Below are 14,489 nucleotides of genomic sequence, written 5' to 3' on the forward strand. Positions count from 1 at the left end.
GTGATTCTCCGTTCGTCGCCGGCCAGGGTTTCCTGCCGTGTGCAGACCGCGCGGCGGTGCCGGAATCATCGGCCGGCCGCACGGTCCGCGCCCGGAGCGGTGTGTGCTCAGGCGTGGGCACGCAGCTGCGGGGGCACCGTGGCCTCCGGTGGACGTGCCGTGCGGAAGACCCCTGTGCGCGGCGCAAGCACCGGGGCACTCACGGCGTCGGACACCGCCGCATGCGCGGCCGCGGCGAGTGAACGCCGGTCGTGGCCGTGGGGCCACAGCGTCCGGCACGGACGTACGCGCACGGCGAGCCCGTCGGTTCCGGCCACCCTGAGGAGCGAAGCCGCGAGGCTGTCCCCGCCGACGTAGGCCGCCGCCGTGCTCCGCGTGCCGTCCCGTGCGTAGTCGATGGCGGCGGGCCGCACCGGCGCTGCCGCCCGGAGCGCCGCCTCGAACATCGCGCGCCGGAAGGGCCCGCCGGGCGCGGTGCACCAGGTGGTCGCCTGCGGGAAGACCATCACCGAGCCGCCGTCGCGCAGATGTGCGGCCAACTCGCCCACGAACCGCGGAAGTTCGCGTGGCGCATCGCGGTTGATGAAGCGGTTGCCCGTCCTGCGGGTCAGTGGCCCGACGACCGGCCAGCCGGAGACCTCCTGCTTGGCGATCAGCGGCACGGGCTCGACGGCCAACACCGCGATGACGTCGAGCCAGGACACGTGGTTCGCGACGATCAACGTGCCTGCGGCCGTGCCCGGCACCCTCAGCGGCCCCGTCGCGTCCAGTCCGATGCCGAGTGCGCCGAGCACGCAGCGGGCGTGACGCTGGAGCACTGACGGGTCGGCGATCCGCGTTCCGGCTGCCAGCGCGCTGCCCAGGGCGGCGGTGAGCGACGCGTAACGCCGCAGCACGGACGCCGCGGGCACACGCCGGGTGCGGGCATACGCCTGCTCGTTCCCGGTGGGCCGGGTGACGCACCGCTGCGTGCAAGGGGAGGCGACTTCCCAGGGGTTCACCGGCCCTGGCCCAGGAAGTAGCGCCGGTAGCGTTCGTTCAGCTGCTCCATGTCGAGCAGGACGAAGAAGTCGGCGACACCGAAGTCCCTGTCGTGGGCGGGTGCCCCGCACACCCAGGCGCCGATCCGCAGATACCCGCGGAGCAGCGCGGGGAGCGAGGCGTAGTCCGGCATTGCCGTCAGCGGCTGCCGCGGGTGCCACGGGTCGTGCGGATGTACGCGCAGTTCGGCCGGGGCGGCATGCTTGGTGGTGCCCAGCAGCCAGGCGTCGGCCGCGGACTGGCCGCCGTCGTCCAGCGGTACGGATCCGCAGCCGGCCAGATAGCGGTGTCCGGACAACAGCATGTAGCGCGCGAGCCCGCCCCACATGGCGTTGATCACCGCACCCGAGCGGTGATCGGGGTGCACGCAGGCGCGGCCCGCCTCGACCATCGACGACCTGACGTCGACGGGGAGGCAGCGCAGATCGAACTCGGACTCCGAGTAGAGGCGTTCACTCCTCCCGGGCGGCATGAGCCGGTACGTGCCGACGACTTCGCCTTCGGCCCGGGATGTGACGATGAGGTGATCCGCCGCCTCGTCGAAGCCGTCCACGTCGTGCCCGGGCAGGGGTGAACGCAGCCGAGCACCTTTCTCCTCGGCGAAGATCCGGTGACGGAGCCGCTGGGCGGCGCGTATCTCCGCCTCCGACCCGGCTATGGAGGTGGCGTACGTACCGGGGTCGGTCGTTACGCTGGATGCAGTGGGCATGAGTGATCTCCCTAGGTGGGCTGCTGCGGCACCCGCGCGGACCGTTGCCAGCGATCTCCGCGAGGGTTCCTCCGTATGCAACCGGTTGCTCGTGTTCCGCACGGGGCCGCCGAGTTACCGCTCGGCGGCCCTTCCGCGTCGGGTGAGTGCCGCAGACGTCCGGCGGCACGGTCCCGGGCAGCGTGACCGTTGTCTCCTGCTCGGGCCGCGGTTCGGCGTCCACGGGTCAACTGCCGGGCCCTGCCCGGGAGTCGACGACTGGGACGTGGGGGTTTCGTCGCGGCGCTGCTCGTCATAGCGGTTGGGCGGAACGCTCAACTCATCAGGAGGCGGGCGAAGTCCGCGATGCGGCGCGCGTGGTGCCGGCCGGAGTCGAGATCCGGGTTGTAGATGCACAGGGTGATCCCCACACAACCGGTGGCGCCCAGCGCCGTGGTTGTCAGGAGTTCCAGCTCCGGCCAGGTCAGACCGCCCGGCTGCGGGTAGTCGACGGCGGGCAGAGCGTCGGTGGAGAGCACGTCGAGGTCGATGTGCAGCCACCAGTTGCCGGTCCGGCGGTGCAGCTGCTCGGTGCTCTCGCGCGCGTACGCTGCCGCCGCGCCGGGCTGCCAGGCGAGATCGGCGCCGGTACGCATGCGGATCCTCCCCGCCACCGACGGGATCCCGTACGCCGCGAGTTCGCCCGCATCGCGGGGCCCCAGCGCGACGACGGCGTCGGGGGCGAGGGTGGGCAGCAACCGCACCAGCGACTGCGGGAGGTTCTCGCGGTGCAGCCCCAGCAGGAGGCCGAGTTCGCAGTCGGCGGCTTCGCCCGTGGTGCTGCGGTCCGGAGGCCACGCATCCTCGTGGCCGTCGACGAACAGCAGGCCGACGTCTCCTGCTGCTTCGGCCGCGCCGCTCAGAGCGCCGAGAAGGACGGGGCAGTCGCCTCCGAGCACGAGCGGACGGTCGCCTGCGCGGAGGCCGTCGGCGACCGCCTTGTGCACCGAGGCGATCGTCGTCTCCAGGCTGCCGGGCGAGATCAGCCCGGAGCGGGCGTCACGGCCAGGGTCGAGCACGCCGACGTCCACGTCACCGGCATCGCGGAGGCCACCGGGCGGCACGTCGATCAGCCCGGCCTCGCGAAGGGCTCGCGGCGCCCGGGCGACGCCGTCGGACCGGCCGGCCGAGTTGAAGGGAACGCCGATGAGTCTCATCCGCTCCTCCCCCTCTCACCAGAGGCCCTGCTGCCGCTACGTGTCCGCCCCGAGTTCGGCTGCGCCCGCTCCACGCCTGCGAGTTCCATCAGGCGAGGGAACGCGGCCCGCGCACCGGAGGTTGCCACGCTGGTCGGGTGCGCGGGCGCGACGCGAGCGGCAGCGGTGCATCGCCGGAAGCCGCGTTCCCGTGCGACGGTCCCGCAAACGAGCCTCCCGGAGAGGCGCGGAACGGGCGGGTTCCTGACCGGGTCAGGCCCTCCGCCCGCTCCGCGCAGAGCTCCTCCCCACTCGTCGGAAGCGCCCCCGGCCGTCCCGGGGCGCGTCACTCTCGATGCGGCACCGGTCACGGACAGCGCATCAACCGGGAGAGCCTTCCAGCGGTCCGGTCAGCGGCAGCGATCATCCGCCGCAGAGCCCGTCGGCCGTCGTCAGGGAGCCGCCGCCGTTCTCGTCATCGGTGCCGAGGACGGCCTTGTCGGAGCCGGGAAGGCAGGCAAGCGCTTCGATCTTGTGCTTGTCGAACTTCTTCAGCGCCTCGGGGTCCTTCGTCACGGACAGCTTCACGCCGCCCGAGCCGGTCAGCGTCACATGCCCCGCGGTGTAGACGGCCGAGTCGAAGGGCCCGTCGTCGCCGGGGTCGGAGGCCGAACTCACCTGCAGCGCACCGGAGTCGGTGAGCTTCGTGTCGGAGGCGTGGCGCACATGCTCCGTCGGGTAGGGGGACGTCACCTGGGCGGACTCCACGTCGCCGAAGTGGCTTTCGCCCGCGGAGTCGAAGGAGACCGGGGCGGCGTGGAGCGTGGCGGGACGGTCGTCCTCGCCCCGGCCTCCCCATACGGCGACCAGCTTGCCCTCCCGCGCGGAAGCCTTCGTCCTGCCCGGTGCGGCGGAGGAAGGCGGCGCGCCGAGCGCGAAGTTCTCGACCTCGTCGCCGGACTCGACGGCGGGCAGGGTGAAGGTGTCGACGACCTCGGCCACACCGTCCGCGACCTTCAGGTGGTAGGCGGCGCCGGAGCTTGCCACGGCGAGGTAGCCGCCCTTCTCACCGGGGACGTCGTCGAGCGCTTCGAGGTCGCTGGGCAGCTCGCCGCCCTTCCAGTCGAGAGCGTCGACGTCGGGCTTCTTGCCGTCCTCGTAGGTGACGGACGCGATGCGGTTCTCATCGGCATCCTTGTTGTCGCGGACGATGACCGCGTCGACGCCGTCCTCGAGGTTTCCGCCGCCGGCCACGGCGATCCCGCTGATGCCGGAGGTCTTCCCCTTACCCGCGGACTGCCAGCCGTCGTCCGCGCCTGCGTGGGCGGGGAGGGCGGTGACCGTGACGGCGAGTGCTGCTCCCGCACCGAGGGCGGCGAGGGCTGACCTTATGAACGTCTTGGAGGGCATGGGTCCCTTTCGGGTTCTGCGTGTGGGGGGTGACTCGCGTGGACGCGCGCCGTCGGGGACGCTAGCGACGCTGGAAGAGACCCGGCAACATCCCAAAACGGACGGCGCCACGGTGACGGGCAGAGGCCCCGGCCCGCTCCGGCGGAAGGTCCTTCGAATCCCCCTCCGCGCCACGGCCGTTGACGAGATCGTCCCACCCGAGGGCGAGTTGAGGCGCACTCGCGGTCGGGACGCCTCGCGGGCCGAGATCCGGTGCCCGACACCCGCGCGGACGGCCCAGAAGAAGAGCCCGAGCGACGCGACCGCGACGACCAGGGTGTCCCAGGGAGCGTGCAGATGTCCGGCGCCTCGCGAAGGCCGCCGCGTCCGAAGAACTGGGCGTGCGCGTCCACCTGTGCGGCGACGTGCAGGCACCCTGACCCCCGCCCCCTCCGGTCCCGCCTGGCCAGATCTGCCCTGACCAGGTCCGGCCAGGCCCGGCGACCGCCTGAGCCTCCGTGGTGCTAGGCTCATTTTCCTAATGCTTTTAGGTTTTTACCTGAAGCACTCAAGCAGATGGGCGGGACGGTATGGCACGCGCGGGACTGACCACGGAACGTCTGGTCCGGGCCGGGGCGGACCTGGCCGACGAGGCCGGATTCGGCCAGGTGACCGTCTCGGCGCTGGCCAGGCGCTTCGACGTGAAGACCGCGAGCCTGTACTCGCATGTGAAGAGCTCCCAGGACCTCAGAACGAGGATCGCCCTGCTCGCACTGGAGGAACTGGCCGACCGTGTCGGCGCCGCCCTGGCCGGGCGGGCCGGCAAAGACGCCCTGGCCGCCTTCGCCGACGCCTACCGCGACTACGCCCGGGAGCACCCGGGCCGCTATGCCGCCGCACAGCTCCGGCTCGATCCGGAGACGGCGGCGGCGAGCGCCGGGGTCAAGCATGCGCAGATGACGCGGGCGATCCTGCGCGGCTACGACCTGACGGAACCGGACCAGACGCACGCCGTGCGGATGCTGGGCAGCGTCTTCCACGGCTACATCAGCCTGGAGGCGGCCGGAGGCTTCAGCCACACCCCCGTCGACACGCAGGAGACCTGGTCATGGGTCCTGGACCGCCTCGACGCCCTGCTGCGGGGCCGGGCCGCACCCTGAGCCCCTCACCTGCAACCCCGCCGTCGCCGCGTCCGCAGGAACCCGCGCGCACTCAGCGCCGCCACGCATCAGACCGATCCATACCTCTTGATCAACAGGCAGAGGCGATGAACTCCGAGCACCGCACCACCACATCCGTCACGACGCCGATAACAGCGGACCTGCTGCGCGGCGCCCTCGATCTGGAACGGACCGCACACGGCGTACTGCCGCACCGGCTGCCCGCACGCGCCCGCGCCCAGTGCACCGACGGACAGCTCGCCATGGCCGAGGCGCAGCCCTCCGGCGTGCGGCTGGTCTTCCGCACGCGGGCCACCACCGTAGAGCTGGACACGCTGCCGACCAAGCGGGTCTACATCGGCGCTCCGCCCCGCCCCGACGGCGTGTACGACCTGCTCGTCGACGGCCGCCTCGCGGGGCAGGCCGGCGTGGCAGGCGGCAACACCCTGACCATCGACATGGCCACCGGGACCGCCGAGAAGCGTCCGGGCACGGGCGGCACCGTCCGCTTCAGCGGCATGCCCGACAGCCCCAAGGACGTCGAGATCTGGCTGCCGCACAACGAGACCACCGAACTCGTCGCCCTGCGCACCGACGCACCCGTCGAACCCGCGCCCGACCGCGGCCGCAAGGTGTGGCTGCATCACGGCAGTTCGATCAGCCACGGCTCCGACGCCGCCAGCCCCACGACCACCTGGCCCGCGCTCGCGGCGGCCCTCGGCGGGGTGGAGCTGATCAATCTCGGCCTGGCCGGGAGCGCCCTGCTCGATCCGTTCACCGCCCGCGCGCTGCGCGACACCCCCGCCGACCTGATCAGCGTCAAGATCGGCATCAACCTGGTCAACGCCGATGTGATGCGGCTGCGCGCCCTCACCCCCGCCGTCCACGGGTTCCTCGACACCATCCGCGAGGGCCACCCCAAGGCTCCGCTTCTGGTCGTCTCGCCCATCCACTGCCCCATCCACGAGGACGCGCCCGGCCCCAGCGCCCCGGACCTCGAGGCGCTCAGCACCGGGCAGTTGCGCTTCCGGGCCGGGGGCGACCCGGCGGACGTCGCGAGCGGGAAGCTGACGCTGAAGGTCGTGCGGGAGGAGCTGGCCCGGATCGTGGAGCAGCGTGCGGCGGAGGACGCGAATCTGCACCTGCTCGACGGCCTCGAGCTCTACGGGGAGGCCGACTTCGCCGAGCTGCCCCTGCCCGACGGGCTCCACCCGGACGCGGCAACGCACCGCCGCATCGGAGAACGCTTCGCCGACCTTGCGTTCACCGCCAACAGGCCCTTCGGGGAACGCAGCTCATGAGGCGGGCGTGCGAAGCACCCATCCTTGGGCCCCCGCGCCCTCCAGGCGGCGTGAGCCCACGGAGCTGCGGGCCCGGAGAACGTCCGGGAGGTGCCGCCGGTCAGGAATATTTGAAAACTGAACTTCATTGACCGGAGTGCACTGCTCGCCCGCACCCAGGAGGTCACCATGCCGGCCGTCACCGCGGACACCCTCACCCTGCCGCGCGTCCCGTCTCCCGCGGGTGCGGGCGTCCGCTGGCGAGAGGTCACCAAGACCGTGACCGCCCGCCGTCAGCTGGAAGGGGAAGGCTTCGAGGTACGCAGGCCGTTCCCCGGGACGGACCTCGCCGTTGCGGATCCGTTCCTGCTGCTGGACCACCTCGGGGCGGTCGAGTACGGCCCCGGTGAGGCCAAGGGCGCCCCCTGGCACCCGCACCGCGGCTTCGAGACCGTGACCTACATGCTCGACGGGGCCTTCGAGCACAACGACTCCACCGGTGGCGGCGGCCTGATCACCGAGGGCGCCACCCAGTGGATGACGGCAGGCGCGGGCGTGCTGCACTCCGAGCTGCCTCCGCAGGACTTCGTCGCCAAGGGCGGCCTCTTCCACGGGATCCAGCTGTGGGTCAATCTGCCCAAATCGCTGAAGTGGACCCCGGCCCAGTACCAGGACATCACTGCCGGACAGACGGTCCTGCTCTCCAGCGATGACGGCGGGAGCCTGCTGCGCGTCATCGCGGGCGACCTCGCCGGACACCGCGGCCCAGGCGTGACCAGGACGCCCATCACCTACGTCCACGCCACGGTGAGCCCCGGAGCGAAACTCGGTCTGCCCTGGCCGCAGGAGTTCAACGCGCTGGTCTACGTGCTGGCCGGCCGCGGCACCGTCGGAACCGATCGGCGGCCGCTGGAGGAAGGGCAGTTGGCCGTCCTCGGCCCCGGCGAGGCCCTCACCCTGCAGGCGGCTGACGGTCAGGACTACAACGGCAGCCGCACCGGCTGGGAGGTGCTGCTCCTGGGCGGGCTGCCGATCCGCGAACCCATCGCCCGCTACGGCCCGTTCGTGATGAACACCAAGGCGGAGATCATCCAGGCGGTCGAGGACTTCCAGAACGGCCGTCTCGGCACCACCGCGCCCCGGCCCGTGCCGCACCGCACGGCAACCGACGCGCCCCTGGGCGGGGACGCAGCCGGGGAGTAGGGGACCGGAGCGACCAGAAGGAAGCGACCAGAAGGAGGGGCCTGCGGCGGAGCCGGAAGCGCGGCGCCGCGGCAGGCTCAGATCGCGAGGGTCTCGGCGGGGCTGACACCATACGCATGGTGATAGGAGGCCACGAAATCCGCCGGCTTGGCGAATCCCCAGCGCGCGCCGACGGACGCCACCGTCTCACCGCCGTCGGCCGACGCGGCATCGTCGGCAGCGAGAAGTTCGAAGTGCGCGCGGTCCAGCCGGACGCTGCGCAGGCAACCGAAGACGCTGCTGGTGCGATGGCGGGCGAAGGCGATCTGCAGGGCGTGCGGGGTGACTCGGGCCGCGGCGGCGATGTCCGCGAGGCTGATGTCCTTGTGCGCGTTCTCCTCAATGAACGCGACAGCCCTCGCCACGGCACCGGCGGTGGCGTCGCCGCCGTCCGCCGAAGTGGGCTCCGGGCCACCGGTGTTGGGGAACATGCGCAGTGCGTTCGTTGCGAGGTTGCGCGCCAGATTGCCCACCACGAGCGGTTCGCTCATCGCGTCGGGGCCGGCGGAGAACACGTCGCGCACATATCCGACCGCCTCGCGCCACTGAGCCCCGAGATCTGCGGACGCCGGCTGCGTACCGGAGAACTGCAGGGAACTGTCCGGCTCTTCCTCGGAAAAGCCGGCGGTCCGCATCAGGAGGGGCTGGCTCAGGACGACCGACCCGAAGTCGAGGTTGTGCACGGTGGCGCTGAAGGGCCGGTCCGGCGGTGAGATGACGGCGATGTCACCCGGACCCACGCGTTCGCTGTTGCCCTCCCACCGGTGCTCCACCCAGCCCGACCTCGGCTGGACGATCGCGAGATTTCCCAGCGGGTCGACGTCGTAGCCGATGTCCATGGACAGCGTCACGTCGTCGACGCAGAAGCAGCCGACGTCGTAGCGGGCGTGCCTGATGAACTGGTCCCGCTCGCTTCCCTTCATGCGCAGCTCGGTGCCGTAGGTGGCGTTCATGAAGGAGCGGCCCACGTCGAGGTCGTTGGTCTCGAACACTGTCCGCCTCAAACCGTGGCGTTCAAGGTCGGAATGGACGGTGGCGGCGTTCATGAGCTTTCCCGCAACGAGGGGTCAGTTCCGCAGAGTGTGGTCGGGCGGCTGCCCGTACACGTCGTGGTAGTGGACGGCGAAGATCTCGGGACTGGGGAAACCCCAGCGTGTGGCGATGGAGGAGACCGTCACCTCGGTGGCCGGGTCGGTGGCCTGGAGTTCGCGGTGGGCGCGCGCCAGGCGCACGCGGCGCAGGTAGCCGAACGGAGTGGTCTCGAACCGCGAGGCGAAGGCCGCGTTCAGTTCCTGGGGTGAGACGGATGCCTCGGCGGCGATCTCGTCCAGCGTGATCGGCCGGCCGGCGTGAACATCGATGAAGTCGGCCGCGCGCCGGACCGCCGCGGGCGAGATCTGGCCGGGACCGGGCCGGTAGTGAGACGTCATGGTCGTGTTCGGGAACACCTGCACGACTGCCGCTCCGAGCATGTCCAGCGTCTCGGCGCGGACCAGCGGCGCCGAGAGGGGACTGTCGGGCGTCTCCAGCTGATGGCTGACGAACCCGACCGTGGAGCGCCAGAACCTGTCCATCGCCGGGGAGACCGGCGCCGTGCCGGTGAAGCGCACCTCGTCCTCGCCGCAGCTTTCGGCTGCGGCCCGCTCGGCGACCCGCAGAGGCATGGACAGGACCTCCGCACGCATGTCGCTCCAGCTGATCCGGATGGGGACCCCGGGCGGGTAGAGCGCCGTGTCTCCCACGTTCAGGGCGGCCTCCTGGTCACTTGAGGTGACGCTGAGACGTCCCCCGGTGAGGCAGGCGAACAGCATCAGGTCCTCGAAGACGTCGCAGTCCGCCGTCGCGGTCGCGGAATGCGCGAGGCGATCCAGGCCGATGTCGGCCACGCTCCTACGGTGGAAGCCAAAGGCGAAATCCTCCGTGGAAGACAGCGTCTGCCGGCAGTCGCCGTACATCTCCCGGGTCGTCGCCTGCGCGGCGGCCGGGTCCGACGTGGTGAAGTCGAACCACTCCACCGCGGGCTGCTGAGCGTCCGCTGTCATGATCACCTCCACCACAGCGGTGCAGGACCTGCCGGACCCCTTCTTTGACCGTACTCCTCACCCACCCGGTGACGGACGGCGCGCCGCCCGGCGCCGGGCCCCTGCGACCACGCCGCCGGGCCTCTCCCCCGGCAGAGCACGGATCCGCCGGGGGATGCGCCCCCGGCCGTCAGAACTCGGAGTTGATGACCGCCTCGACCAGTACCTTTCCCTCCGTCGTCAGGCGGACCTCCTCGGCGTCGCGGTCCATGACCGCGAGGCCGCGCTCCTCCAGGGAGCGGAACCTGCCGCGCCAGGGTTCCTCGAAGAGTGAGGACCCGGGGAAGCGCCGGCGGTGCAGCTCGTCGCTGAGGGGGCTCAGCGTGGAGAGGGCCATCTTGACCGCCCTGGCCTCCTGGGCCTCCTCGCTGAAGCGGGTCACCGATCCCAGCGGGACGCGGCCCGCCTCGACGGCCTCCGAATACCGCTTCCAGTTCACGTCGGTGATCGCTTCCGAGGTGCGGCAACTGGAGCTGCCGCCCAGCCCGATGGCGACTTCGGCCTCCTGCTTGTCCTGGTCGACCATGATGGCCTTCCACGTCTCCGGGCCCTTGCCGTCCTGCGCGAAGTACATGGTGGGCTGTTCGCGGTATCCGCCGCTCTCGAGGCCCTCGGTGAGCAGCTCGCGCATCTGGTACTGCTCGCCGAGAGTCGGCCACCGGTGGCCGTTCTCGACCAACTTGGCCCGGTACTCGGGCAGTTGCCAGGCGGCGGGCTGCACTCCGGCGACTCCGGTCCTGGTGTCGCTGTAGGACTTCAGATGGAGCTTCGTGCACACCACGGCGGTCAGTTCGTTCTCGACGACGATGTCGAGGTCCCTGCGCACGCTGTCGACGGTCTGGTCGAGCAGCCCGTACATCAGGTCGATGCTGGTCCACTCGAAGCCCAGGCGCTGGGCGTTGCGGATGAAGTCCACGCACATCTGCGCGGTGTGCTCCCGGCCGCACTGTTCCAGCACCGGGTCGTCGAAGGACTGCACGCCGCTGCTGAGTTTGGTGCAGCCGAGTTCGGCGAGCAGTTCCAGCTTTTCGGGCGTGAAGGTGCTGGGGTCGCCCTCGAAGCGGATCGCCGTGTCCGGGGTGAAGTTGAAGTTCTCCCTGTAGAAGTCGAGAAGGGCGCGGATGGCGTCCGGCGGCAGCAGCGAGGGGGTTCCGCCGAAGACGTTGAACTCCCCGATCGGAGCCGACGCCAGATTCGGCACCTCCCGCAGCCACAGCTTCGCCTCGCGGATGTTCCAGTCGACCCACTGTCGGGCCTTGTTGTCGGCGACCTCCGGCGCTCCCTTGACGAGCACCACGGGGTACTGGCAGAAGCGGCAGCGGTAGGCGCAGGTGGGGATGTAGGACCACAGGTGGATGGGTGCCGTGCCGGCGAGCTGCTCGTCGAGGTCGGCGAGGAAGTCCGCGGGTGTGTGGCCCGGGATGTTGCCGGGGAAGACGTGCGCGCCGAAGGGGTCCTCTGTCACGTACTCCAGGAGATGCCTGTTCTCGGGGGCGGCAAGGGTCTCCAGCACGGACGGCACGGGGTGGCCGGGATCGGTCTTGCGGAGCGATGCGACGGAGTCCTCGTAGGTCTGCCTGTGTCCGATCTCCATCAGAAGACACCCCCGTTCCCGAAGTAGTTGTGCGCCTCGCCGGATTCACGGTCCTCGCAGAAGTACCTGACGAACTCGGTGAACCGTTCCTCCGGTACGTCGCGCAGACATTCGGGCAGCGGCGGCGGATGGCCGATGTCCTCGCCGACGGTGGCGCGCAGCCTGGCGAATATCTCGTCGGCGAACTCGAAGTACAGCCGGTAGGACGGCGTCTTGTACGAGTGGATGGGCGTGAAGTCGACCACGCGCATCTCGTCCTTGATCTCGGCGATCCGCCTTCGGAGCCGTTCGGCGAGCGAGGCGCCGAAGAACTCGATGACGGCCCGGTCGTCCAGCAGCGAAGGAGTCAGCAGCACGGGCAGGATGGTGTTCTTCGGCGTGAAGTCCTTGATGGAGAACTCCCATGCCTGCTGGGCCTGTTGCTCCGTGAGATCGCCGGAAGGTCCACCTTCCGCCGGCTCCGCGGGCTCCTGGACCCGGATGTCGCGCATCACGATGATCCCGTCCGACCCGTATGCGCGGCCGGTGATCACCTCGTCGATGGCGTGGTTGACCCGGCGGGGGTTGATCTCCACCCGCGACGCCGGCACGTAGGTGATGTCCTCGCCCGAGCCGCGCACGAGGATCCCGAAGTCCCAGTCGTCGGAAAGGTGGTTGACGAACCGTCCGTTCTGGAGCTGGTAGAAGATCTCGATGCCGCCGACCTTCTCGTACGCGTCCCGCTCGACCGCGAAGCCCTTGCCGTCGGGGAATCCGCCGAAGAGGGCGAACGTCACGGCACGGCAGCGCAGCGTGCGCTGGATGGCGTCCCACAGCCGGGGCCGCCCGGCGAAGTGCTCGGCCTCGTAGTAGTAGTCGCACACGCCGATGGCGGCCTTGCCCGACTCCATCGCCGTCATCAGCTCCCACAGCCACCGCTCGTCGACACGGCAGTCCGCGTCGGCGGAGACGAGGTAGAAGCGCTGTTCCGCGTCGGCCAGTTCGCGCCGGGCGCTGCGCCGCGACGCGAAGTCCATGCCGGTCTTCCGTGCGCAGGCCACGCCCTGTTCGGGCTCGGGGACGACGTGCAGGGCCAGTTCGGGATGGTCGGCGGCGAAGCGGCGCGCGATCCTCACCGTCTCGTCGGTGGAGTTGTTGTCCACCAGCACGACCTCGTACAGGGACTTGTCCAGCGGGCCGTCCGGACCGCGCTGCTGCCACAGCGAGTTGAGGACCGCGGGCAGGTTGTCCGCCTCGTTGTAGACGGGGAGTACGACGCTCATCCTGGTCCGCTCCCCCATGGGAGGCAGTAGAAGTTCACCGAGCACTTCGCCCGCACGGTCCGCACCGAAGTGCTGCTTGCCGAGTCCGTGGTTGAAGTCCGCCATCTCCTCGCGCTTCCTTTCGTCCAGGATCAGCTCGGCGACGCTGTCCACGAAGCTCTGTGTGGGCAGGTCGCCGTCGGTGAGCTCCATGACGGGCGCGCGGAATCCCTTGTCCCCGTACACCGTGTCGTAGAGCTGGTAGCGGGTGGTCAGGTACGGGACGCGTGAGGCGATCGCCTCGCCGATCGGGTTCCCGTAGCTCTCGTAGTCGTAGGAGGTCAGGAACGAGGCCAGGTCGGCGTGGGCGAGCAGGTCGCGCACCGAGTACCCGTCGGCGCGTGCCGCACCGATGTCCGCCTCGTGCGGTGCGAGCGGTCCGCCGAAGACGACGCGGTCGCCCACGCCGAGCGAGTCGGCGAGCCGGACGAGTCCGGCGTGTTCCTCCGGGGACTCCCCCGTGTCGCCCGCGACGAAGAGATGGACGTCGGCGCGGTCCGCGAGCCGCGCCACCAGGTGGATGTCCCGGTCGATCCGCTTCTGCGGGATGATCCTGGTGAAGCGTGCGATCAGGGGCGCGCCGGCGGGGATTCCGAAGTCCCGGCGGAAGGCGCTGGGTTGACCGTCGCTGCCGGCCGCGTGCCGGGGTACGGCGGGCGCGTGCGTGAAGGTGTTGGGCAGTACCTCGATGTTCTCCAGGCCGGGAACCCATTCGAGGGTTCTTCTTCGCGCCTCCTCATGCAGTGCAATGTAGCGGATGTACGGCGAGTTCACCGGTGCCACGGTGCTCGGGTAGGGAAAGGTGCCGTACTTCCCGATGCCGGGCTCGCTCTGCCACATCAGGTCGTGGTCCCGCCACAGGACGAAGCGGCCCAGCCGGTGACGGCGTCCGTAGCGCTCGATGGCCGAGTGGAGCGCCATGGTGTACGTGATGTTCTCGGGCAGCGTCCCGTTCTCCACGAGCACCGCGGACACATCGAGCCGCTCCCACGTCTCCACGATCCGCTCGCTGATCGCGCGGGCCGCGGCGTCCACGCGCGTCAGCAGATGTTCGCCCGCGCCCTCCTGAACGCACTCACGCAGAACGTCGGAGACGAACTGCTGGTCGTAGCCGGGAATTTCCCCGAGGCCTTCGACTCGGTCGAGCCGTATCCAGTGCGGAAGCTGCGCCGCTTCGTCTCTGTAGGGGCGAAAGAACGCGTTCTTGTCCGCTTTGATGTCGTATCCGAGATCCAGATGCACCTGGTAGCCCTGTTCCCGGAAGTGCCGCGCGGTCTTGACGAATTCCACCACCACGCCGGAGATCGGAGTGGCGTCGAACGATATTCCCCACAACACGGTCATGGACTCGCGTACTCCTGCCGTTGTGTGCCGCTCTGCCTGGGTACGTCGGGACCGCCCGCGGAGCCACCGGCGGAATGCACGCCCCGACGAGCAACTACCCCCCGCGGCGGCGTGAGAAGACCGCGATTCGATCATTTTCCAGACGTTGGAACGCGGATGCCAATAACCTGACC

The 14,489-nt window shown here is 70.2% G+C and carries 11 protein-coding genes; 3 read left to right on the forward strand and 8 right to left on the reverse strand.

From position 1 onward, the window contains the following. Window positions 1-107: 107 nt before the first annotated feature. The 4 genes from G4Z16_RS02545 to G4Z16_RS02560 all read right to left on the reverse strand — a co-directional run bounded on the left by G4Z16_RS02545 (window position 108) and on the right by G4Z16_RS02560 (window position 4,335). Entirely contained in the window at window positions 108-1,001 is an 894-nt protein-coding gene (locus G4Z16_RS02545; RefSeq protein ID WP_197348965.1) for a lysophospholipid acyltransferase family protein, read from the reverse strand. After that, entirely contained in the window at window positions 998-1,750 is a 753-nt protein-coding gene (locus G4Z16_RS02550; RefSeq protein ID WP_197348966.1) for a GNAT family N-acetyltransferase, read from the reverse strand. The genes G4Z16_RS02545 and G4Z16_RS02550 overlap by 4 nt, the downstream gene beginning before the upstream one ends. A 314-nt stretch (window positions 1,751-2,064) precedes the next feature. Further along, window positions 2,065-2,946, reverse strand: a complete 882-nt coding sequence (locus G4Z16_RS02555) for an arginase family protein (protein ID WP_197348967.1) — start codon at window positions 2,944-2,946, stop codon at window positions 2,065-2,067. A 402-nt stretch (window positions 2,947-3,348) separates the two neighbouring features. Next, the gene (locus G4Z16_RS02560; protein WP_197348968.1) at window positions 3,349-4,335 is read right to left on the reverse strand and encodes a hypothetical protein; all 987 of its coding nucleotides are present in this window, start codon (window positions 4,333-4,335) and stop codon (window positions 3,349-3,351) included. 569 nt (window positions 4,336-4,904) lie between these two features. Here G4Z16_RS02560 and G4Z16_RS02565 point away from each other — a divergent pair. From G4Z16_RS02565 to G4Z16_RS02575, 3 genes are all read left to right on the forward strand, one after another. Further along, the gene (locus G4Z16_RS02565) at window positions 4,905-5,474 is read left to right on the forward strand and encodes a TetR/AcrR family transcriptional regulator (RefSeq protein WP_197348969.1); all 570 of its coding nucleotides are present in this window, start codon (window positions 4,905-4,907) and stop codon (window positions 5,472-5,474) included. A gap of 107 nt (window positions 5,475-5,581) precedes the next feature. Further along, a complete protein-coding gene (locus G4Z16_RS02570) occupies window positions 5,582-6,775 on the forward strand; it encodes a GDSL-type esterase/lipase family protein (protein ID WP_197348970.1) in 1,194 nt (397 codons plus the stop codon). A 168-nt stretch (window positions 6,776-6,943) separates the two neighbouring features. Continuing rightward, window positions 6,944-7,957: a pirin family protein gene (locus G4Z16_RS02575; protein ID WP_197348971.1), complete on the forward strand. Its 1,014-nt coding sequence runs from the start codon at window positions 6,944-6,946 to the stop codon at window positions 7,955-7,957. 77 nt (window positions 7,958-8,034) lie between these two features. Here G4Z16_RS02575 and G4Z16_RS02580 read toward each other — a convergent pair whose 3' ends face one another. The 4 genes from G4Z16_RS02580 to G4Z16_RS02595 all read right to left on the reverse strand — a co-directional run bounded on the left by G4Z16_RS02580 (window position 8,035) and on the right by G4Z16_RS02595 (window position 14,316). Then, a complete protein-coding gene (locus tag G4Z16_RS02580) occupies window positions 8,035-8,988 on the reverse strand; it encodes a helix-turn-helix domain-containing protein (RefSeq protein ID WP_197348972.1) in 954 nt (317 codons plus the stop codon). Between the two features lie 75 nt (window positions 8,989-9,063). After that, a complete protein-coding gene (locus G4Z16_RS02585) occupies window positions 9,064-10,038 on the reverse strand; it encodes an AraC family transcriptional regulator (RefSeq protein WP_197348973.1) in 975 nt (324 codons plus the stop codon). Window positions 10,039-10,207: 169 nt separating this feature from the next. Next, a complete protein-coding gene (locus G4Z16_RS02590; protein ID WP_197348974.1) occupies window positions 10,208-11,671 on the reverse strand; it encodes a radical SAM protein in 1,464 nt (487 codons plus the stop codon). Further along, the gene (locus G4Z16_RS02595) at window positions 11,671-14,316 is read right to left on the reverse strand and encodes a glycosyltransferase (RefSeq protein ID WP_197348975.1); all 2,646 of its coding nucleotides are present in this window, start codon (window positions 14,314-14,316) and stop codon (window positions 11,671-11,673) included. The genes G4Z16_RS02590 and G4Z16_RS02595 overlap by 1 nt, the downstream gene beginning before the upstream one ends. Between the last annotated feature and the right edge of the window lie 173 nt (window positions 14,317-14,489).

Origin of the sequence: Streptomyces bathyalis (genome assembly GCF_015910445.1) — a bacterium.
Lineage (GTDB): Bacteria > Actinomycetota > Actinomycetes > Streptomycetales > Streptomycetaceae > Streptomyces > Streptomyces bathyalis.